Origin of the sequence: Spirosoma spitsbergense DSM 19989 (genome assembly GCF_000374085.1) — a bacterium.
GTDB classification, from domain to species: Bacteria; Bacteroidota; Bacteroidia; order Cytophagales; family Spirosomataceae; genus Spirosoma; species Spirosoma spitsbergense.
This window is the reverse complement of sequence record NZ_KB893581.1, coordinates 1-19,174: the sequence shown is the minus strand read 5'-3', so window position 1 is coordinate 19,174 and position 19,174 is coordinate 1. Positions and strand designations below refer to the sequence as shown.

The following is a 19,174-nucleotide window of genomic DNA, read 5'->3' as shown; positions in this document are numbered from 1 at the left end:
CTAGGCAGCCAGTAATGTCTGTAAAATTTTCTGCGCGGCTATCGAGATCACGGTTCCGGGACCAAAAATGCCTTTCACCCCGGCATCGTACAGGAACTGATAGTCCTGCGCGGGAATGACGCCCCCGGCAATAACCAGAATATCGCTACGCCCTATGTTGGTTAGCTCCTCAATCAGTTGCGGTACCAGGGTTTTGTGGCCAGCTGCCAGACTCGATACGCCTACGATATGTACATCGTTTTCGGCTGCTTGCCGGGCTACTTCGGCCGGGGTTTGAAACAGTGGTCCCATATCGACATCGAAGCCTAAATCTGCAAAGCTTGTGGCAATCACTTTGGCACCCCGGTCGTGGCCATCCTGGCCCATCTTGGCAACTAGAATACGCGGCCTTCGTCCATCGAGTTCGGCAAAGCGATCGCTCATTTCGCGGGCCAGGCGGAAGTTTTCATCGTCCGATACTTCGGCCGAATAGATACCGGATACGGCCCGAATGGTGGCTTTGTGCCGACCGAATGCGTTCTCCATAGCGTCAGAAATTTCGCCCAGTGTGGCGCGGTGGCGGGCCGCTTCTATGGCCAGGGCAAGGAGGTTAGTAGCAGGGCGGTCCGATGTTTCGGTGGGGTTGATGGCCGCTTCCGTAATGGCTTTCAATGCCTGTTTTACTTTTTTCTCGTCGCGTTTTTCCCGTACCTGTTTCAAGCGGGCGAGCTGACTTTCCCGAACGGCCTGATTATCGATATCGAGTAGTTCTATGTCTGTCTCAGCATCAGGCTTGTACCGGTTCACGCCGACAATGACATCTTTCCCTGCGTCGATTCGGGCCTGTTTGCGTGCTGCTGCTTCTTCGATACGTAGTTTGGGCAATCCTGTTTCAATGGCTTTGGTCATGCCGCCCAACTGCTCTACTTCCTCAATGAGTAGCCAGGCTTTTTCAGCCAGTTCTTCCGTTAAAAACTCGACGTAGTAGGAGCCTCCCCAGGGGTCGACGGCGAGGGTTATGTCCGTTTCGTGTTGCAGATACAGTTGCGTATTCCGGGCAATCCGGGCCGAAAAATCGGTGGGGAGGGCAATAGCTTCGTCCAGTGAGTTGGTGTGCAGGCTCTGCGTTCCGCCCAGTACGGCGGCTAAGGCTTCTATTGTCGTACGGGCTACGTTGTTGAATGGGTCCTGTTCCGTGAGGCTGTAGCCGGAGGTTTGACAATGGGTCCGCAGCATCAGCGACTTAGTATTTTTCGGGGCAAACTGCTGCACGATTTTCGCCCATAGTAACCGCCCGGCCCGCAGTTTGGCAATTTCCATGAAGTGATTCATGCCGATACCCCAGAAAAACGATAAGCGCGGGGCAAAATCATCAATACCCATGCCCGCCCGCATACCCGTTCGGATGTACTCAAGCCCATCGGCCAGCGTATAAGCCAACTCCAGATGGGCCGGTGCGCCCGCTTCGTGCATGTGATAGCCGCTGATGCTGATAGAGTTGAACTTCGGCATGTGCTGGCTGGTGTAGGCGAAAATATCCCCTACAATCCGCATACTCGGCTCCGGCGGGTAGATATAGGTGTTCCGCACCATGAACTCCTTCAAAATATCGTTCTGAATCGTGCCCGACAGCTTTTCGGGGGATACGCCCTGTTCTTCGGCGGCTACAATATAAAAGGCCATAATGGGCAGGACGGCCCCGTTCATGGTCATGCTCACAGACATTTCGTCCAGCGGAATCTGGTCGAATAGAATCTTCATATCCTCTACCGTGTCGATGGCGACGCCTGCCTTGCCCACATCGCCCACTACGCGGGGATGGTCGGAATCGTACCCTCGGTGCGTAGCCAAATCAAACGCGACAGACAGCCCTTTCTGGCCGGCGGCCAGGTTACGCCGGTAAAACGCGTTGGATTCCTCCGCCGTTGAGAAACCCGCGTATTGCCGGATGGTCCAGGGCCGTTGCGTGTACATACTGGCATACGGCCCGCGCAGGTAAGGCGGAATGCCGGCCGCATAATCCAGGTGTTCGGCCCCTGCCACCTCGGCGATTGTAAAACGAGGTTTGAGTTTAATACCTTCCGACGTAGTAAACGACTTGCCGGCCGCAGGTAACCCCTGGTCGGATGTTTGTTGATTCTGTATGTTGGTGAAGTCAGGGCGCATGGTTAGGGAAGTCGTTGATGAAGTAGTTGAGTGGTTCGCGGAATTTCGTCTTTAAATCGGATGCACAATCATCTAGTCAAATTCTTCGGCCAATCGGCGATTGGGAAGTATGCCAGCATCGTTCTGTGTAGTTTCCTCCGGTTTGTTGATTCCATCATCCGACCGGTACTTCGTGACGCCAACCAGCACCTTCCCTTTTTTTACCGCTTCTACTTTGGCCTGATAGGACCGATCAATTTCGCGCTGAATGAATCCGTCGTTCAGTGCGGCTTTGTAACCTCCCTGTTTTTCGACAGCCAGAAACAATGCCCAGGTAGATTCTACTAGTTCATGCGTCAGGGTTTCAACGTAATAAGACCCGGCCGAAGGGTCGGCAACTTTGTCTAAATGACTTTCTTCCCGCAGCAGCACAGATATATTTCTGGCAATACGCTCACCGAAAGCCCGGTCCGGCATCCGGCCCGAAACGGCGTTGTATGGGTGGATAGTCAGCGCATCACAGCCACCCATCACAGACGTCATAGCTTCGGTTGTTGACCGCAACAGATTGGTGTACGGAGAGGCAACCGCATCGTAAAAGGTTGAGGTTTGGGCGTGGATCTGGAATAAAGGGGAAACAGGGGAAGAGTGAAAGGCGCTAACAAACCGCCGGGATAATACGCGCAGGGCGCGGAGTTTAGCAATTTCCATAAAGTAGCTCGTCCCGATGGAAACAGACAGCATCGTTTTGGCAACGAGTTGGTCTATCAATAAGCCATCATCCGTGAGACTGTCGTAAGCATCCGCCAGCATGGCCAGCGTAAAAGCCAGTTCCTGCGTAGCCGTAGCACCGGCATTGTGGAACGCGTGACTGCTGATACAAATAGTCCTGAATAGGGGAGAGTCTGCCGTTTGACGGGTAACGTCGGCAGTGTAGTCGTTGGCATCCGTTAGTAAGCCACCTTTGAGCTGATAGGGCGCAATAGTCTTTAGTGCCTGCACGAAGTCAACGATATTGATAGATTGCTGTCTGGTGTTGAAACGAAAAAAAACGGGCGTTTCGCTCAGTTTGATTCCATTCAACAAGAGGGATAAGTCAGGCTTAGTCGCCAGCGTAAGTACCAGTGCATCGGCTCCGCGGGTGAGTGCATCCCGAAGGGCTACGTTATCGGCTTTTTCGCTGGAGATCAGATACTCCGGTGCGTTGAGCCATCCTGGAACCTGTTTTTGGGCATCCTGTATGCTGGCAAGGGGCAGTTGGTTCAGGTCATCAACCGTATAATAAGGTTCCAGCGTAAAGGCTTTATCCGTTTGCCAGCGCATTCGTTCATGGGCATCTGCGTTCTTTGCTTCTTTCTGAACCTGGGTTATCCAGTCCAGCTTAGTGGAAGGGGGGAAGGTAGATGAGAAAAGTGGTTCCATCGGATACGGTTGAGATGATAGGGTGGTAAATGTACTCTTTTTCTCTTTTCGGGGGAAAAGTACGCTCATTACAACGCAGCTGCCGTCCCGATTGCATTATTCAAAGGGATTTAATTTGAGCCTTGACGTTCCGATGGAATGGCGTAATTTTAGCTTAACATTGGAAAGCAACATACGGGTTTTTACAAAAAACGTGATAATCCCGGTGTGGACGGGTCAAATATTATCCTCATATTTGTCTCCCTTTTTTGCGACCCCAACCGTGACAAAAATGTCTTCCCGTGAATATAACCTCTCAGATCGGCATGCAGCGTGAAATAACGACGGTGTGGAATCGCTGTCTGAACGTTATCCGGGAGATTGTACCCGAACAGAGTTTTAATACTTGGTTTGAGCCGATTGTGCCCCTCAAACTCAACGGCCATGTACTGACGATTCAGGTACCAAGTGAGTTTTTCTACGAGTGGCTGGAAGAAAACTTTGTTCATGCCCTCCGTAAAGCTCTCGATACGGCTATTGGTCCCAATGGGCAGTTAGAGTACTCGATTATTGTTGATAAAGGCAACGAAAAAAATCGTCCGCTCACGGTAAACATCCCGACTACCAAATCCACGCAAACATCCAAACCGGACAATGTTAGCCCCGATTTGGTTAAAAGCCCGTTTATTTTCAAAGACCTCGATTCGCTCACGCTCGATTCATACCTGAACCCGAGTTATACGTTCGACAATTACGTGGAGGGCGACTGTAACCGGCTGGCCCGGTCGGCGGGGTACGCCGTAGCGGAGCGGCCGGGTATTACCTCGTTCAACCCGCTTATGGTGTATGGGGGCGTTGGTCTGGGTAAAACGCACCTGGTGCAGGCCATTGGCAACTACATCAAAAATAATAATCAGAATAAATTCGTCCTCTACGTTACGTCTGAAAAGTTTACAAACCAGTTTCTCAACGCCGTTCGGTCAGACGGTATCCGCGACTTCACATCGTTTTATATGCAGGTAGATGTGCTGGTGATTGACGATGTACAGTTTTTGCAGAAGAAGGAAAAAACGCAGGAAATCTTCTTCCACATTTTCAACCACCTTCACCAGTCCGGGAAGCAGATTATCATGACGTCCGACCGCGCTCCCCGCGCGCTGGACGGGCTGGAAGACCGGCTCCTGTCGCGCTTTAAATGGGGGCTCTCGGCTGATTTGCAAACACCTGACCTCGAAACGCGGATTGCCATCATCCAGAAAAAATTACAGGCTGAAGGTATTTACATCGAGAACAACGTTATTGAATACCTCGCCCACAGTGTGAATACCAACGTTCGGGAACTGGAGGGGGTCATTGTATCATTGATGGCGCAGGCATCACTGAACCGGCGGGATATTGACCTCGAATTAGCCAAGCACACACTACGGAATATTGTGGTCGATTCGGAACGGGAAGTTACTATCGATACGGTGCAGGAAGCCGTAGCCGATTTCTTCAATGTAACGATTGCCGACCTGAAAGCGAAAAGCCGCAAACGGGAACTGGTGCATCCCCGGCAGATTGCTATGTACCTGGCCAAGGAAAAAACGGATTTATCCCTCAAATCAATTGGCTATCATTTTGGCGGACGCGACCACAGCACCGTTATTCATGCGGTGCAGACTGTCAGTGATTTAGTGGCTAAAAGTGCCGAAACCCGCGCGGCTGTCGATAAACTGAAAGCATTGTTCAAGTAGGCTTTATACCCAAAGTCCGGTGCCTGTTCCCCATCTTCCGGCCCTCCAATTTATTCCCCGTGCTCAACTGGACCTCAGGTTGTGGGATGCTTGCATAGCGGCTTCTGTCGAGCCAGTGCTATACGCCTATTCCTGGTATCTGGATGCGGTATTGCCCGCACCCATGTGGAAGTGGGTGGGTATTGTGTTGCTGGATGAAACCGGGCGGTATAGGGCAGTAATGCCCGTTCCGTTACGCCGGAAAACGGTGGTGGGGATACCCTACGCATGGGTTGTACACCAGCCGTTCTTCTGCCAGTTTCTGGGCGTTTTCAGCCGCGACAACCTGATCGACTCAGGTCCTTTTTTTCAGCAGGTACTGGAACAATTTCGGTACGGCTCCCAGCTTTGCGTATGGCAGAAACCTGATGAATGCCTCCCTTTCGATGTAGTTTATTCCAGTTCGACTCACACGCTCAACCTTTCTATTGGTTACCCAACCATCTATCAAGGCTATACCGGTGACCGCAAGGCCAATCTGCGCCGGGCCACCAGGGCGAACTGGACAATAGTAGAATCTGCCGATATAGAACCATTAGTGGCTTTATTCAGGAACAACCATGCCCAAACGATTGATGGGGGAGTGGCCGACTGGGCGTATGCTATTTTCAGGAATCTAACGGGCGAACTGGCAGAGCGGGGGCTGATAACGCTACGGTATGCGCTTCATAACGGCCAAATTGAAGCCGGGGCCTTATTTGTGCAACAGGGAAACCGAATCATCTACCTGTTCAACGCGGCATCGGAATCGGGCCGGCGCGGGAATGCCCGAACATTACTTATCGACCGGTTATTACAGGAAAAGGCCGGACAGCAACTCGTTCTTGATTTCGAAAGCCCGGCAAAACAATCTATCCGTGGTTTCTACCAGAGTTTTGGCGCTGTTGAAACCCCTCTCTGGACCATGCGCTGGAACCGGCTCAGCCTGGTAGAAAAAACACTCGTCAAGGTCAGAAACTGGCTGACTGGCTACAATCAGTAAAACTTCAGCGGCTGCTTTAATCCACCATTCTGTCTCAAATCCATCACCATAGCCCCAACCCAGAAATCAACTTCTACTTTAACGGGGACTTTATTGACATCGTCGGAAACGAAAATACGGATGGATTCTTCCTCTTTAAAGAGTGCATTGCCCGGTGGCAAAACCGGGTTCAGCTTAATGACGTTAATCTTACCAAATTTAGTCTTGATAACGTCTTTACCCCGATACCGAACTTTCATGTTATAAATGGTATCGTCGTAAAAAGCGGGTACTTCAATGACCTGCCCATTACTTACGTGGCTAAAATCAATGGTTCTCAGAAAATAGTAGCCACTAATCAGGTCATGGACGTTATCAGGTACTTTAAAAACGTCTTTCTCCGTACGTTCTTCAGCCTTTACAGTATTCGTTGCGTGGTTGAACGTAACGTTCTCTTCTTTCCGGTACTTGTTTTCCTGAAGGCTGGTGTAAAATTTCTGCGGTAAAATAGCCGATGTATCGATGTAGGACCGCCAGGTGTCCCGAATCCGGGTAACGAGATCAAAAGCACCCAGCGTTCGGGCATCTACATTGACCCGGTAGCAGGGGCGTTCATTCACTTTATACAGCGAAGGGCTAACCTCCACAATGGCTTCGGCAGCATTGATAAAACCGTAGTGAACCCGGAATTCAAGGTGTTCTCCCGGCCCAAAACTATTATTGACCACACGCCGGTAACTGTTCAGAGCAACAAAGCCCGTACATAGAAAAAAAACAATACTGATGCCTGTTATAACCTTTTTCATAAGAACAACCGCCCGTCTGTCGGGCTTCGTTTATAGGGATGGATACGTTTCTTTCAGGTACGTCAGATACCGTCTAAAATTGCTTCCAAACCGGGTTTCAAATTCCTGCCGAAACCGATTCTGTTGCTTTCGGTAGGTAAGGTACCCAATAAAATACGCATTATTGGGTAGGTTTAGTTTGCTAAGCCGTCGTTTTTTTACTAGACGTACGGCTGATGTAATCCGCTGATCGGTTAGTGTATCCGACGAATCGACGATTTGCTGAATGGTTTTCCACTTCAACGAATCTTTGACAACCAGGGGCGTTTCAGGTTTAAACGAGTGATATAAACTATCCAGTAACCGGGTCCCGTGCAGGATATGTTCGTCGTATCGTTCGTAAAACGCTTTTGTGGCCAGATAGTTTTTGTACTGACCAGCGTTTGTACCGTACTTCCAGGCCAGAAACCGGAGTGCTCCATACTCACCTACGAAATCGGCCAGGTTTTCGTTGTACTCCAGATTATTTTTTATAAACAGCGTGCCATGCGTCAGTTCATGAATGATCAACTCGGCCAGACTCCCTTCTGACCGGTCAAGAAAACTGGACAGAATTGGATCATTCAAAAATCCTAATGTCGACCAGGCCGACACCTCCCCAATTCGGGTATCCAGTCCTTCCTTTTTCAACTCAGCTACCAGCGTATCGGCTCGGTCTTTCTCAAAAAAACCTTTGTATGAGAACGTACCGATTATAGGAAAATGCCATTTTCTGGCAATCAGTTGGTAAGGTTCGCAAGCCGTAATTACCCATAAAATTGGCTTCCCATGCTGGTCATAGAAGGATTCGTAACTTCCCGACGGTTCTAATCCAAGTGAATCTACAGAAAAACGCTTTATTTCACGGATTAGTTCTATTTTTTTCTTCAATGAATCTGGATAAGCCGGGTCAGCCAGTATTTCGTCAACAGGTTGGGTATTCCACAGAATGTGCAGTTGTCCCCGGGCCTGCATCCAGCCATAACTTACCAACTCCCGCTGCCAGATGGCTAGTGTCACCAGCATCACGACGATAATAAGACCTGTTTTTTTGAGCATGGGTTGGAATGACTTATCGAAAATTACCGCTGCGTTAGAACAGGGCGGATAAAGACAGAGATGAAAACGTGTGTTTTCAGAAGTGAACTTGCCGGTTATTTCAACGCCTGATACACCCCAATGCGGAACTTCCTGACAAAATCGCCGTAATATGCGTAGGGATGAACATTGGTGAAAATAAGCAGAATGAGTTCTTCTTTTGGGTCGATGGTAAATTCGGAGCAATACATGCCGCCCCAGGTGTAAGAACCGGGCGTTGCCAGATCGCCATAATGCGAATTCTCCGTAATCAACTGGAAACCAAGTCCGAATTTGTCTTTCCGGTCCCAGACTTCAGCCGTTCCAATCTGGTTACGAAGCATCATATCCACCGTTTTTCGACCAATAATCCGGTGGTTATTGAAGGTGCCGCCATTCAGCATCATCTGGCAAAACCGGGCGTAGTTTTCCGCCGAGCTAACCAACCCGGCCCCGCCCGAAAAGTACGTTCTGGCACCCGACGTGGCAAAGTTCCGATAGTCGTTGTTGGCATGCAGCGTCAGCGGTTTGTCCATGCTCTCCTTGCTGTATAGCTCAACCAGACGGCTGGCTTTCGTATCGGGCAGATAAAAATAGGTATCCGTCATACCCAGCGGTTCCAGCACCCGCTCCCGCATGGCCACATCGAAGGGTTTGCCGGACAAAATTTCAATCAATCGCCCAATAACGTCGATATTAAGTCCATAGGTGAAGCCTGTACCGGTTGAGTCCGTACCAGGATCGAGGAGGAGGGGGCGGGTGGCGAGTTTGTTTATGACATCTTCGAGTTTATCGGGCGCGGTGGAATTGAAGAAGGGGACTTTAAATTCGGGTCGCTGGTCGAGTGGATGTTCGTACGGGATGCCCGCGTTGTGGCTCAGGAGTTGGCGGATGGTGATTTCACTTCTGGCCGGGCGGGTTTCGTAACTACCACCGACAGGGTCTTTTTTGTTGTAGCGAACCAGCACTTTTGGGTTCCTAAATGCCGGTATATACTTCGAAATAGGCTCATCGAGCAGGAATTTCTCTTCTTCAAACAGCGTCATCAATGTAACCGTCGTGATCGCTTTCGACTGCGATGCAATCCGGTACAAATCATCCCGTTTTACCGGCGTTTTTTTTGCCATGTTGCTGTACCCAAACGCTTTGTAATGCACTATTTTGCCCCGGTGCGCCACAAACGTAACCGCATTGGGAGCAATATCTTTATCGATTAACCCCTGTAGCCAATTATCCAGGCGTTTCAACCGCTCGCCCGAAAAACCAGCCTCTTCGGGTGATTTAGTGGTCGTAAATGTTTGCGGAAGTGACTGAGCATGAATCGTGTATGTAACGAGCAGGAGAAGGAGTAAGCGCATTGGAATAAAATTTAGTGCATGAACGGAAATGTCGGAAACTTACACCATCAACTCCCGAATGGCTAGCCAGCTCATCAGGCCCGCGCCAGTTTCCAGGGCGGCTTCATCAATGTCGAAGGTAGGTGTGTGAACACCGGAAACGATGCCCCGTTCTTCATTGCGGGTACCTAATCTATAGAAACAGGAATCGACTACCTGCGAATAAAACGCAAAATCTTCGCCCGCCATCCACAGGTCCAGGTCAACCACATTATCGGCACCCATGTATTCAACGGCCTGCGCCCGTACGCGTCGGGTTAGTTCGGGGTGGTTTTTCAGGAATGGGTAACCATGTACAATGGTGAATTCGCAGGAGCCGCCCATGGCTTCGGCTATACCCTCGGCTAGTTTTACCATGCGCCGTTTGCCTTCGGCTCGCCACTCTTCATTCATGCACCGAAATGTGCCCTGAATGGTTACTTCATTCGGGATAACATTCGTTACACCATCCGCAATGAACCGCCCGAACGACAGCACCGATGGGCTGGCTGGGGGACGGTTGCGGCTAATAACCTGTTGCAAAGCCACGATGATGTGCGAGGCAATCAGGACTGGGTCAACCAGGTTATCGGGCATGGCGGCATGGCCCCCTTTGCCCCGAACGGTGAGGTATAATTCGTCTGTACTGGCCATGTACATGCCCTCGCGGAAGCCGATTTTGCCCACCGGAATATTAGGGGCTACATGCTGCCCAATCATGCTGGCGGGTGTCGGATTTTCCAGTACACCTTCCTTAATCATCAGGGAAGCACCACCGGGCGCTTTCTCCTCCCCTGGCTGAAAAACCAGCTTCACGGTGCCGTCGAATTGGTCGCGCAGTACGTGCAGAATACGCGCAACGCCGAGCAGACTGGCCGTGTGTGCGTCGTGCCCGCAGGCGTGCATAACGCCCTCAACGGTCGATTTGTACGGTACCTCATTCGCTTCGTGGATAGGCAGCGCGTCCATATCGGCCCGCAGTGCTATAACACGGCTAGCCGGATTTTTACCTTCAATAATCGCAGTCAGGCCCGTATCTGCTACACCTTCCCGGGGCGTTATGCCGATGGCTTTCAACTGGTCGGCCACGAAACGGGCGGTATTTCGTTCCTGAAATGACAATTCCGGGTGCGCGTGAAGGTGACGGCGGGTATTGACAATGTCGGCCGCGTATTGATGGGCGAGTGATTTAATGGAGTCGAGCATATAAATCGGGGGGCAACTTGGGCTGACCCGTTTAAACAGTGATATAGGATAGCAATGCCAGCGTTCTGCCGTTATTGCGACGTGATAAACTGATAGTCATTGATAACCGTTTGCAGAAACATTCGGTCATCAAGTGTACTGGTAACGCCCGTTACCGCCTTTATTTTGTCGGCAGTGCGTTGTAATGTATCGACACTATTTTGCTGAATAACCGCCCGGATAACCACCATATCGCGGTCGGAGAGCAACCGGACATCGGGGAATTGAACGGTATAATTTTCAACCTGCGGCTGGATGAGTACATCGTCCAGCGAAACAGCGGGTTTCAGCCGGACCACCGATGTGCCAGCCGCAAGGTCGCCCAGCCGCTGCCCTTTTCCGTTGGCGGCTACGGTAATGATTGGTACGATGCCACCCAGAAAAGCGACCGATTCGACAATACGAAACACCCACCGGAGCAAATAAGCTCCTAACTGTGGCGAGGAACCGTCGAGCATAACAACCCGTGTTTTCATGGCAATCTTACCCGCACTCTGCCCATTCAATAGCCACTCGCTGGCCAGGTCGTAAAAAAGCACCGGCAGCATGACCAGAATGGTGTAGAAGGTGTTAGGGCGGAATCCCAGCGAACTGGGAAGGGCCAGTACCAGAATAAACCAGCCAAACAGAACCAGATAGTCGAGCATAGCGCCCAGAATCCGTTCGCCCAGACTGGCGGGTTCGTATTCCAGCAGAACATTTTGGGAGGTGCGGATGGCAACGGACATGCAGTGTTGGTTACAGGCTATTCGCCGTAATTACTGAATTGAGATATTCGTCAAAAATAACACCCTTTCTTTGGTTCTTTATGCAGAAATGACCAATTTTCAGCATCCGGCTATCCGCCACTGATGCTAAATCGTTCCCGATGCGCGAAGCCCTTTTTGTAAAACGAAACGCCGACAAGTGGCGTGATATTGAACAGAATCCCAGCCGTGACCCCGACGAGTTGACAAATCGCTTCGTGGAACTGACGGATGATTTATCGTATGCCCGCACCTTTTACCCGGATTCCAGCGTAACGCGCTACCTGAACGGGCTGGCCGGCCAGATGCACCGGGGCCTGATGCAAAACCGGCGCGACGACCGGGGACGGGTGCGTACGTTCTGGCTCTACGAACTGCCCCTGCTGTTTAAACAGTCGCACCGGTTGCTGGCTCTTTCGGCCGGCATTTTTCTGGCTGCCTGCATTCTGGGATGGGTGTCGGCGGCTCACGATAACACCTTTGTTCAGTTGATTCTGGGCGATGGCTACGTGAACATGACGCTCGAAAACATCAAAAAAGGTGACCCGCTAGGCGTTTACAACAGCCGCGACCAGGCCACTATGTTCGTGCAGATTACCCTGAACAACATTTACGTTGCGTTCCGGACGTTCGTATTCGGGCTGTTTGCATCGTTCGGTACGATGGCGATGCTGTTTTACAACGGGGTGATGCTGGGCGCGTTTCAGTATTTCTTCCATGAGCGCGGCCTGTTGCTCGAATCGGTGCTGAAAATCTGGATTCACGGTACGCTCGAAATATCGGCTATCGTCATTGCCGGTTGCGCAGGCCTGACGGTGGGGAATAGTCTGCTGTTTCCCGGTACTTTCTCCCGGCTGGAGTCCTTCAAACGGGGTATGAAACAGGGCCTCAAAATTGCCATTGGGCTGGTGCCCATTTTTATTATGGCTGGTTTTCTGGAAAGCTTCATTACCCGCCTTACCCTGCCCCCCCTCATTAGCGGGTTGATTATCCTGCTATCAGCTACGTTCATCGGCTGGTATTTCGTTGTTTACCCTATTCAACTAAACCGAAAACTGCAACATGATTCAGCTTTTTCAACAACGTGATTTTGGCGACAAGATTAACGCTACCTTCCAGTACATCACCCAGAATTTTCGAAGTCTAAGTTTGTCGTTGCTGTACATTGTAGGGCCGGTAGCACTGGTGGCGGGTATCGCTTCGGGTATTATGCAGTCCAACTTATTCGATCTGGCCAAATTATCTGGCGATGCCGACTCCGGTTCAGACCCGACGGCTGTGTTTCGGATGATGCAGAATATAGTTTCACCTGCTTTTGGGCTTGCTGCCCTTTTTAGTTTGCTGGCTATACTGGTGGTTAGTCTGGCCACGTACGCTCACATGAAAGTGTACGGTCGAAAAACCGCGCAACGTATGGAAACTAGTCAGGAGCCGGTTCCAATCAGCGTTGCCGAAGTGTGGGAAGAGATGCAGGCCCATATTGGTCGGGCACTGGTTGTTAGTGTGCTCAGTTCCATTGTTACGGTGGTTGCCACCTTCTTTTTCGTTCTTCCGGGTATTTACGTCGGTATCGTCTTTTCGCTGGCAATAGCCGTTGTCGTTTTTGAAAGCACCGATTTTAGCCAGACCTGGAATCGCTGTTTTACACTTATCCGGGATAAATGGTGGTCTACCTTTGGCCTGCTCATCGTAATGGGTATCATATCAGGGTTGGTAGGCCTCGTTTTTACCCTGCCTGCCGGTGTTATCAGTTTTTTGATTGGCTCAAAACTATTGCCCGATGTGGGTGGATTCTGGGTGGTGGTGGGAAATGTGCTGGCTACGGTTGGGGGCACCCTGTTACGTTCCATCATTTATATTGCCCTGGGCTTCCAGTACACCAATCTGGTAGAGCGGCAGGAAGGGCGGGGACTCCTTTCCGCCATCGACTCTATCGGTACCAACCCAACCCAATCCCGGTCATCGAATGAAGAAACGTATTGATACCGGTTTTGCCTTTCATCGGGTGTGCTTCGTGCTGGGCCTGCTGTGGCTGGTAGCGACGTGGGTACCCGTTTCACGGGCGCAATCACCCCCGGCAAAAGCAGCTCCAGCCGTTAGCGACGACCGGACACCCATCCGCGTACGCTATCCGGAAACCGAACACCTGCACGATTTACAAACCGACCACGATTATCAGTATGGGCGCGATGCACCACCACCTGAGAATCCGGTGGCTCGTTTCTTTTCGTGGCTTTTCGGAAAATTAGGCCAGTTTCTGCGGAGTAAAGCATACGAAAATGTCTGGCAGTACGTGATTTTGGCCGCGGTTGCCGGATTTGCTATCTATCTGCTCGCCAGAGCGGAAGTGCTTGGATTTCTTTTCCCCAAAAAAGCGCAGGCAACCGGTATGGATTATGAAAACCTGGCCGAAGATATTCAGGAAATCGACTTTAATGCGGCCATCGACGAAGCTATTGCTGTACGAAACTTCCGGCTGACGGTTCGCCTTCTTTACCTGCAAACACTCAAGCAATTGACCAACGCGGGCCACATTGGGTACAAACCCGACAAAACCAATCGGCAGTATGTACAGGAATTAGCAAACACGGCGTTACAAGCCGATTTTGAGAAGCTGACGCGTTGGTTTGAGTTTGTCTGGTACGGCGATTTCCCGGTAGATGATTCCCAGTTTACCACCATACGAAACGAGTTCCGACAGTTCGGCGTCAGCGCAGAATCAATGGGTAAACCACATTCGTACAGCAATTAACACTAATATCCCGGCAAAAACCTTCGTCAGCACGACCGTGGGCAGTATCGTCGCTAATCGGGCACCAAAAAAGCCACCAATCAGAAAGCCAGCCGCAATCCAGATGGCAGCCCGGACATCAATATCGCCTTGGCGATAATAGGAGTAGGCCGCCAACAGGCCAACTGGCGGAATGAGCGTGGCAAGCGTAGTGCCCTGCGCCATTTGTTGGGAGAAGCCGAATAATAAGACTAATGCCGGTACGATGATAATGCCCCCACCAATACCAATTAGTCCGCTCAGAACACCGGCCAGCAGGCCGAGGAGAAGTAACAACAGAATCTGGTTCATATAACTCGCTATTTATTAACGTAACTCAAAAAATACCGTTTCGTTAGTTAACGGTTCATTAAAAATAGGTGGGGCCAATTCCAGTGGATAACTTGCCCAAATTCCCGGGAAGCAGGCTTTTTTTCGTTTGACCGAAACCCGTTTTTCGATAACTTGCCACTTACTATTCCACGAAGTCGATTTTGCCGAAGCCCAACAAATACCTTCTTGTTCTGCTGACAACGGTGGTGGCGTATATGCTCTTTGAGTACTACCGCCCGAAGCCCATCGACTGGCAGGCTACGTATAAGAACAGCGAAAAAATTCCATTTGGTACGCAGGCATTATTTGAGCTGCTTCCCGACGTAATGCCCAAATCGGCGATTGAGTCGGTGCGTTTACCAGCATATAATTTCCTGACCGAAACAAAATTGCCCAGTCGCAGCAACTACGTATTTATCAATCAGAGTTTTACCGCCGATGAAAACGATTTAAAACCACTGCTGACCTACGTCCGGCGGGGGAATAACGTTTTTATTTCGGCCTATTCCCTGCCCGATACGCTGGGAAAGGTGCTGGGTTTCAAGGCTGATGAAAAAGCATCTGATAAGGCAGACACCACCCTGCGTCAGAATTTCACCAATCCGCAGCTACGTTCTCCAAAAGGCTACAACTTTTTCCATGATGATGGACGGAATTATCTTAAAATAAAAGACGCGCGACACGTAACCGTGTTGGGACGTAATGCCCGGAAAGAGCCTGTTTTTATCCGGATTCAGTACGGGAAAGGGCAGTTTTTTGTGCATAATCTTCCCCTGGCGTTCACCAATTATTACGTGCTCGACACCAAGTCGTCGGACTATGCTTTTAAAGCCCTTTCGTACCTGCCCGCGTTGCCCACGTACTGGGATGAGTACCAGAAACAGGGGCGGTTTGATGAGGGCCAGCAATCTATTTTCCGCTATATACGCTCACAGCCGCCGTTGAACTGGGCGTATTATCTGGTTGTGTTCGGCTTAATTTTATACGCCATCTTTGCCGGAAAACGTACCCAGCGTATTATCCCCGTTTTGGAGCCTCCTAAAAACACTTCACTGGATTTCGTAAAGAACGTAGGTCGACTGTATTTTCAGCGGGGCGACCACGACAACATGGCCCGTAAGAAAATCCAGTACTTCCTGGCCGATATTCGCGAACGATACGGACTGGACACAACAGTGCTGGATAAAACGTTTGTCGAAACACTGGCCCGGAAAAGTGGGTCTTCTCCCGACGAAACAACCCAGTTGGTGCGACTCCTGCGCGATGCCCAGAAAAGCATTTCGCTCTCAGAATTTGATTTGCTCACCCTAAACCGGGCCATTGAAAATTTTAAACACGAAACGGTCTGAGTATCCCTATCCAGACGCCTTATATGGAAAATTTTGATACCCGATTAGACCTGACGTCGCTTACTGCTTCCGTCGATGCCATCCGGGCGGAGGTCGGTAAAGTTATTGTTGGCCAACAGCAAACCGTCGATTTATTGCTGACGGCACTTTTGGCCGATGGCCACGTGCTTATCGAGGGCGTGCCGGGAGTGGCCAAAACCCTCACGGCTAAACTGCTGGCTAAAACAATGTCGGTGGGCTTTAGTCGTATTCAGTTCACCCCCGACCTGATGCCTTCTGATGTGCTGGGAACATCAGTGTTTCAGCCCAAAACCGGCGATTTTGCCTTTCGGCAGGGACCGATTTTTTCCAACCTTGTCCTGATCGATGAGATTAACCGGGCACCGGCCAAAACGCAGGCTGCCTTGTTCGAGGTGATGGAAGAACGGCAGGTTACGAATGATGGCACAACCTATATGCTCGATGACCCCTTCATGGTGCTGGCTACCCAGAACCCCATCGAGCAGGAAGGCACGTACCGATTGCCCGAAGCTCAACTAGACCGTTTCCTGTTTAAAATAGTCATTGGTTACCCGGTTGGTGATGAAGAGATCGCTATTCTGCGCGGGCACCACCAGCGTCGAAACCTTGCCGATGCACTCGATGCGGTAACTGCTGTTTTAACTGCCGACCAGTTAATTGCCCTGCGCGGGCAGGTGCATCAGGTGCATGTAGAAGAAAATCTGTTTACCTACATAGCACAGATTGTGCAGGCTACCCGGGCTAATAAATCACTGTATCTGGGTGCATCGCCCCGGGCTTCGGTAGCGCTGCTGAACAGTGCCAAAGCGCTGGCCACGCTACGTGGCCGCGACTTCATCACCCCCGAAGATGTGCGGGAACTAGCCCCATCCGTACTGCGCCACCGTATCCTGTTAACACCCGAACGCGAAATGGAAGGCGGCACCGCTGATGAAGTTATCGCTCAACTGGTGCAGAAAGTTGAAGTGCCCCGATAGTAACATCCCGTTTAATGGTCCTGTAGTCAACAGGGAATTTTATCTGCTTAAAAACTAAAATCGTTGAAATTCCTACGTCCTCTTTTCGTAGCTACACGCCTGTGGTTGACCCTGGTAGGTATGGTGCTGCTCTTTGTGGCGGCATATGCCTTTCCTGTGTTGTTTCCGCTGGTGAGGATACTCTTTGTTGGGTTCGCTATCCTGATTGGGCTTGACGGCTGGTTGCTGTTTGGTATGGCCAGGCAGCAGCCCGGTCGGGCCTTTTTTGCCCGCCGGGAAGTACCCGACCGTTTATCTAACGGGGACGAAAATTCAATTACTATTTATCTGGAAAACCGGTATTCATTCCGGTCTGATGTTGAGGTCATCGACGAAATTCCTTTTCAGTTCCAGCGTCGGGACGTGCTGTTTCGCGCCCGGCTGAAACCCCGAGAAACGCAGGCTATACGGTACGACCTCCGCCCTACCAAACGGGGTGAGTACAACTTTGGTGCCGTTAACGTGTTTGTGCTTTCGCCATTGGGATTACTGAAACGCCGTTTTCAGTTTGAGCAGGGAAAAATGGTAGCTGTTTATCCATCATTTTTGCAGATGCGTCAGTACGAACTCCTGGCCGCTACCAATCGTCTGAACGAGGTGGGCGTGAAACGTATCCGGCGCCTTGGCCATAGCATGGAATTTGAGCAGGTGCGTCCCTATAACACGGGCGATGATGTGCGGACGATTAACTGGAAAGCTACCTCGCGCCGGGCTGATGCGCAGGGAGCATCCCTGATGATTAATGCGTATCAGGACGAACGCTCCCAGCCGGTTTATTGCCTGATTGATAAAGGTCGCGTAATGCAGTCGCCGTTTGATGGGTTAACGCTGCTCGATTATGCCATCAATGCCAGTTTAGTGCTTAGCAATATAGCCCTGTTAAAACAGGACCGGGCCGGTATCCTGACTTTCTCCGACCGCATTGGTCAATTGCTGCCCGCCGACCGTAGGGCTGGACATATGCTAAAGATTCTGGAGTTGCTATATCGACAGAAAACCCGCTTTCTGGAAACGGATTACGAAAGCCTGTATGTCAGTGTGAAAGCCCATATCCGTCAGCGGAGTTTACTGCTCCTGTTCACGAATTTTGAAACGGTTGGCGCTATGCAACGACAGTTGCCGTACCTGCGCCGTTTGGCGAAAGACCATCTGTTGCTGGTTATTTTCTTCGAGAACACCGAACTACGGAGCTTACTCGATAAACCCGCTACGGACACCGAGCAGATTTACCTGAAAACGATTGGCGAGAAATTTACTTTCGAGAAAAGGCAGATTGTGAAGGAGTTGGGCCTGTACGGTATTCAAACCATCCTGACTGCTCCGCAGAACCTGACCGCCGATACGGTAAACAAGTACCTTGAACTGAAAGCACGGGGTATGATTTAGTTGTCGCCCAGGTTGCCTTTTACAGATTCGTAATTGGATTTCAACTTTCCCATCTCTTTGGTTAGAAACGTCTGCAATTGACGATTGAATTCGGGCTTTTCCTCGTCTGGGAGAGCGGCATACAAATCTTTCAGTTCCTGATTGATGGCGGCCCGTTCGGCATCAGTAGCTGCGTTGATGGAACGGTAGTGGTAACTTCGGAAATCGTACTGGTTCATTAGTAATTACTCTTCTTCGGGTAGATTGGCAAAAATTTCGGTTAAGGCAATTGTGAAACCGTCTATGTTTACTGACTCATCCGGTTGGCTATACAGCGTCTCCGTCCAAATGTTGGGTCGTTCGGTACGACGGCAGGCGATAACTGCCCGGTCAAGCGGGTCAACAAAAATAATTTCCTGTACGGTACTCATCTCTTCGTATTTCCAGCGTTTAGCCCCCAAATCATAGTTGAATGTCGATTCAGAAAGTACTTCTACAACCAGATAGGGGTTGGTAATAATCGAGCGTGATTTACCCTGATATTCTGGTTTTCCTTTAATAACTGATGTTACGCAGCCTTGGCCAATAGAGTAGATTGACTTTTGAGGCTGTTGAGTTCCTGCAAAGCCAACTTAGTTGCATTTAGCGTCAGCAATTTCTTTAAAGCAAAATGATTTTTTGATGTGGACAGCCGTAAGGCTTCCCACTTAACAAAGGCCAGCATCACCAAAAACAAATGGTTGCTTTGACTACGAACCGTGTGCGCCGGGGATGCCCCGTAGCCCGTGTTC

The 19,174-nt window shown here is 50.5% G+C and carries 18 protein-coding genes and 1 pseudogene; 8 read left to right on the top strand and 11 right to left on the bottom strand.

Annotation, left to right across the window (positions count from 1 at the left end; genetic code table 11):
- Both scpA and B157_RS0126260 read right to left on the bottom strand, forming a co-directional pair.
- Window positions 1-2,145, bottom strand: coding sequence for a methylmalonyl-CoA mutase (scpA, locus tag B157_RS0126265; protein ID WP_020606295.1), 2,145 nt, complete (start codon window positions 2,143-2,145; stop codon window positions 1-3).
- A gap of 72 nt (window positions 2,146-2,217) precedes the next feature.
- Complete coding sequence (locus B157_RS0126260; RefSeq protein WP_020606294.1) at window positions 2,218-3,546, bottom strand: methylmalonyl-CoA mutase family protein; 1,329 nt, start codon at window positions 3,544-3,546, stop codon at window positions 2,218-2,220.
- Window positions 3,547-3,851: 305 nt separating this feature from the next.
- Here B157_RS0126260 and dnaA point away from each other — a divergent pair, with 305 nt between their 5' ends.
- Together dnaA and B157_RS0126250 are read left to right on the top strand one after the other, a co-directional pair.
- Window positions 3,852-5,261, top strand: a complete 1,410-nt coding sequence (gene dnaA / locus B157_RS0126255) for a chromosomal replication initiator protein DnaA (RefSeq protein WP_020606293.1) — start codon at window positions 3,852-3,854, stop codon at window positions 5,259-5,261.
- A gap of 19 nt (window positions 5,262-5,280) precedes the next feature.
- On the top strand, window positions 5,281-6,282 hold the full coding sequence (locus tag B157_RS0126250; RefSeq protein WP_245565273.1) for a GNAT family N-acetyltransferase: 1,002 nt from the start codon (window positions 5,281-5,283) through the stop codon (window positions 6,280-6,282).
- Here B157_RS0126250 and B157_RS0126245 read toward each other — a convergent pair.
- From B157_RS0126245 to B157_RS0126225, 5 genes are all read right to left on the bottom strand, one after another.
- Entirely contained in the window at window positions 6,276-7,067 is a 792-nt protein-coding gene (locus B157_RS0126245; protein ID WP_020606291.1) for a DUF3108 domain-containing protein, read from the bottom strand. The two genes, B157_RS0126250 and B157_RS0126245, sit on opposite strands and share 7 nt — an antisense overlap.
- A gap of 30 nt (window positions 7,068-7,097) precedes the next feature.
- Window positions 7,098-8,144: an aminopeptidase gene (locus B157_RS0126240; RefSeq protein WP_020606290.1), complete on the bottom strand. Its 1,047-nt coding sequence runs from the start codon at window positions 8,142-8,144 to the stop codon at window positions 7,098-7,100.
- Window positions 8,145-8,239: 95 nt separating this feature from the next.
- Entirely contained in the window at window positions 8,240-9,520 is a 1,281-nt protein-coding gene (locus B157_RS0126235) for a serine hydrolase domain-containing protein (RefSeq protein WP_020606289.1), read from the bottom strand.
- A gap of 39 nt (window positions 9,521-9,559) precedes the next feature.
- On the bottom strand, window positions 9,560-10,744 hold the full coding sequence (locus tag B157_RS0126230) for a M20 metallopeptidase family protein (RefSeq protein WP_020606288.1): 1,185 nt from the start codon (window positions 10,742-10,744) through the stop codon (window positions 9,560-9,562).
- A gap of 71 nt (window positions 10,745-10,815) precedes the next feature.
- Window positions 10,816-11,511 (bottom strand): RDD family protein, encoded by a 696-nt coding sequence (locus B157_RS0126225; protein ID WP_020606287.1) that lies wholly within the window; start codon window positions 11,509-11,511, stop codon window positions 10,816-10,818.
- 140 nt (window positions 11,512-11,651) lie between these two features.
- Here B157_RS0126225 and B157_RS0126220 point away from each other — a divergent pair, with 140 nt between their 5' ends.
- From B157_RS0126220 to B157_RS0126210, 3 genes are read left to right on the top strand one after another with little or no spacing between them, the layout of a single operon-like run.
- A complete protein-coding gene (locus tag B157_RS0126220; protein ID WP_020606286.1) occupies window positions 11,652-12,617 on the top strand; it encodes a stage II sporulation protein M in 966 nt (321 codons plus the stop codon).
- Window positions 12,592-13,512 (top strand): hypothetical protein, encoded by a 921-nt coding sequence (locus tag B157_RS0126215; protein WP_020606285.1) that lies wholly within the window; start codon window positions 12,592-12,594, stop codon window positions 13,510-13,512. Before B157_RS0126220 ends, B157_RS0126215 begins: the two co-directional genes overlap by 26 nt.
- Window positions 13,496-14,281 (top strand): DUF4129 domain-containing protein, encoded by a 786-nt coding sequence (locus B157_RS0126210; protein WP_020606284.1) that lies wholly within the window; start codon window positions 13,496-13,498, stop codon window positions 14,279-14,281. Before B157_RS0126215 ends, B157_RS0126210 begins: the two co-directional genes overlap by 17 nt.
- Here the strand turns inward: B157_RS0126210 and B157_RS0126205 are convergent.
- A complete protein-coding gene (locus B157_RS0126205) occupies window positions 14,249-14,611 on the bottom strand; it encodes a sulfite exporter TauE/SafE family protein (RefSeq protein WP_020606283.1) in 363 nt (120 codons plus the stop codon). The two genes, B157_RS0126210 and B157_RS0126205, sit on opposite strands and share 33 nt — an antisense overlap.
- Window positions 14,612-14,793: 182 nt before the next feature.
- Here B157_RS0126205 and B157_RS0126200 point away from each other — a divergent pair, with 182 nt between their 5' ends.
- From B157_RS0126200 to B157_RS0126190, 3 genes are all read left to right on the top strand, one after another.
- Window positions 14,794-15,981 carry a DUF4350 domain-containing protein gene (locus B157_RS0126200; protein ID WP_020606282.1) on the top strand — a complete coding sequence of 396 codons (1,188 nt, stop codon included), beginning with the start codon at window positions 14,794-14,796 and terminating at the stop codon, window positions 15,979-15,981.
- 23 nt (window positions 15,982-16,004) lie between these two features.
- Window positions 16,005-16,979, top strand: a complete 975-nt coding sequence (locus tag B157_RS0126195; protein ID WP_020606281.1) for an AAA family ATPase — start codon at window positions 16,005-16,007, stop codon at window positions 16,977-16,979.
- Window positions 16,980-17,042: 63 nt separating this feature from the next.
- Window positions 17,043-18,404: a DUF58 domain-containing protein gene (locus B157_RS0126190; protein ID WP_026308977.1), complete on the top strand. Its 1,362-nt coding sequence runs from the start codon at window positions 17,043-17,045 to the stop codon at window positions 18,402-18,404.
- Here B157_RS0126190 and B157_RS0126185 read toward each other — a convergent pair.
- From B157_RS0126185 to B157_RS39135, 3 genes and pseudogenes are all read right to left on the bottom strand, one after another.
- The gene (locus B157_RS0126185; RefSeq protein ID WP_020606279.1) at window positions 18,401-18,622 is read right to left on the bottom strand and encodes a hypothetical protein; all 222 of its coding nucleotides are present in this window, start codon (window positions 18,620-18,622) and stop codon (window positions 18,401-18,403) included. The genes B157_RS0126190 and B157_RS0126185 overlap by 4 nt on opposite strands.
- Window positions 18,623-18,628: 6 nt before the next feature.
- The gene (locus B157_RS37720) at window positions 18,629-18,943 is read right to left on the bottom strand and encodes a Uma2 family endonuclease (RefSeq protein ID WP_281168510.1); all 315 of its coding nucleotides are present in this window, start codon (window positions 18,941-18,943) and stop codon (window positions 18,629-18,631) included.
- 8 nt (window positions 18,944-18,951) lie between these two features.
- A pseudogene (locus B157_RS39135) lies at window positions 18,952-19,174 on the bottom strand (IS701 family transposase); the annotation flags it as partial.

Bases quoted from the DNA above. Each gene is read 5' to 3' on its own strand.
- B157_RS0126225 (WP_020606287.1), bottom strand. From the start codon at position 11,511: ATGTCCGTTGCCATCCGCACCTCCCAAAATGTTCTGCTGGAATACGAA.
- B157_RS0126245 (WP_020606291.1), bottom strand. From the start codon at position 7,067: ATGAAAAAGGTTATAACAGGCATCAGTATTGTTTTTTTTCTATGTACG.
- B157_RS0126240 (WP_020606290.1), bottom strand. From the start codon at position 8,144: ATGCTCAAAAAAACAGGTCTTATTATCGTCGTGATGCTGGTGACACTA.
- B157_RS0126220 (WP_020606286.1), top strand. From the start codon at position 11,652: ATGCGCGAAGCCCTTTTTGTAAAACGAAACGCCGACAAGTGGCGTGAT.
- dnaA (WP_020606293.1), top strand. From the start codon at position 3,852: ATGCAGCGTGAAATAACGACGGTGTGGAATCGCTGTCTGAACGTTATC.
- B157_RS0126210 (WP_020606284.1), top strand. From the start codon at position 13,496: ATGAAGAAACGTATTGATACCGGTTTTGCCTTTCATCGGGTGTGCTTC.
- B157_RS0126260 (WP_020606294.1), bottom strand. From the start codon at position 3,546: ATGGAACCACTTTTCTCATCTACCTTCCCCCCTTCCACTAAGCTGGAC.
- B157_RS0126205 (WP_020606283.1), bottom strand. From the start codon at position 14,611: ATGAACCAGATTCTGTTGTTACTTCTCCTCGGCCTGCTGGCCGGTGTT.
- scpA (WP_020606295.1), bottom strand. From the start codon at position 2,145: ATGCGCCCTGACTTCACCAACATACAGAATCAACAAACATCCGACCAG.
- B157_RS0126230 (WP_020606288.1), bottom strand. From the start codon at position 10,744: ATGCTCGACTCCATTAAATCACTCGCCCATCAATACGCGGCCGACATT.
- B157_RS0126195 (WP_020606281.1), top strand. From the start codon at position 16,005: ATGGAAAATTTTGATACCCGATTAGACCTGACGTCGCTTACTGCTTCC.
- B157_RS0126215 (WP_020606285.1), top strand. From the start codon at position 12,592: ATGATTCAGCTTTTTCAACAACGTGATTTTGGCGACAAGATTAACGCT.
- B157_RS0126185 (WP_020606279.1), bottom strand. From the start codon at position 18,622: ATGAACCAGTACGATTTCCGAAGTTACCACTACCGTTCCATCAACGCA.
- B157_RS0126235 (WP_020606289.1), bottom strand. From the start codon at position 9,520: ATGCGCTTACTCCTTCTCCTGCTCGTTACATACACGATTCATGCTCAG.